At 71.2% G+C, this 1,338-nt stretch carries 1 pseudogene; it reads right to left on the bottom strand.

What is annotated here, in order from left to right:
* A pseudogene (locus tag GXB81_RS31110) lies at nt 1-1,338 on the bottom strand (hypothetical protein); the annotation flags it as partial.

The following is a 1,338-nucleotide window of genomic DNA, read 5'->3' as shown; positions in this document are numbered from 1 at the left end:
GGCCGGCCGCGTCGAGCGCGTCGGCCAGCACGCGCCGGTACATGTCGCGCTTCGGCGCGGCAGCGACCAGTTGGCGCGCGAGCGTCAAAGCCGTCGCGTCGTCGCCCTTTGCGAGCGCCGCGAAAATGACCGGGACCATCGCGTCGGCCGCATTGTCGGCGGGACGCGCGGTACACACCGTGCCGTAAGGCGTGAGCCGGCAATCGAGGAACGGCGCCTGCAACCGCGGGCGGTCCGCGCGATGCCGGTAGTACGCGATCAGGCTGCGCCGCCAGGCCGCTTCGGCGTCGCCGGCCGGCAGCGGCTGCAACACGCCGCTGGCGAACGCCGCATCGCCCTCGGCCAGCGCCGCATCGGCGACGTAGAGCCGGACGTTGCGCAGATCGTCGTCGCCGAGTGCATCGTTCTTGACGGCTTTCGTGTAGTCGTCGCGCGCTGCGCGGTAGTGGCCCTGCATCTGGCGCAAGTGGCCGCGCAGCAGCAGCGGCACCGCGTCCTCGTCGTCGACCTGGATCGCCGCGCTCGCGGCGGCTTCCGCTTCGGCGTAACGCTGCTCGCGCGTCAACGCGTCGATCAGCAGGAGCCGGTAGGACATTACATCGGGCGCATTCGCAATCGCCTCGGCAATCGCTTTTTCCGCCCGTTGGGGATCGTTGTCGGCCAGCGCGGCGTAGGCTTCGCGCGCGGGCTCCTGCGCAAGCTGGCGGCGCACGGCGTCGCGCCGGCCTTCCAGTTCCCGGTCGGGTCCACCGACCTGCAGAGCCGCGCCGAACAGGCCGAGCGCCTCGCGCGGATGGGCGTTCGCGGCGGCGCGATAGGCCGCCTCGGCCAGCGTTCTTGCCGGCTTTTCCGGCGCGATCGGCGAGCACGCTGGTTCAGTGCCATTGACTTCGCAATGCAGAAGCGGCGGTTCGAGCGCGGGCCGCGCGGACGCGTCTCCTGTTGCGAGCCATTGCGCGAACCGGCGCCATTGTTGCGCCTCGGCGTCGCTGTCGGGAAACGCTTCGAGAACCTTGAGCGCGGCAGCCGTGTCGCCGGCGCTCAGTTCGGCGCGGGCCACGAGCAGACGCAGCGCGCGCAGTTGTTCAGCGCCGTGCGAGTCGTCCACCACGTCCGTCAGGTCCGCCACGCTCGCCAGCGCCTCGTCGTAGTCCGCCCGCGCTTCGTCGTAACGGCCGTCACGCTGCAGCAGATAGCCATGCTGCAGATGGATCATCGAAGCCGCGGCGCCGGCGCTCGCCAGCGCGTCGCGGCTTGCGCGCGAGGCCGCCGCGTCGTCGCGCAGGCGCAGCAGCAAGTCGATCTGCAACAGCCGGTATGACGACGCGCCCGGTGCCA

Origin of the sequence: Paraburkholderia sp. Ac-20336, from assembly GCF_017105025.1 — a bacterium.
In the GTDB taxonomy this organism is placed as follows: domain Bacteria; phylum Pseudomonadota; class Gammaproteobacteria; order Burkholderiales; family Burkholderiaceae; genus Paraburkholderia.
This window is presented reverse-complemented; position numbering and strand designations above follow the sequence as displayed.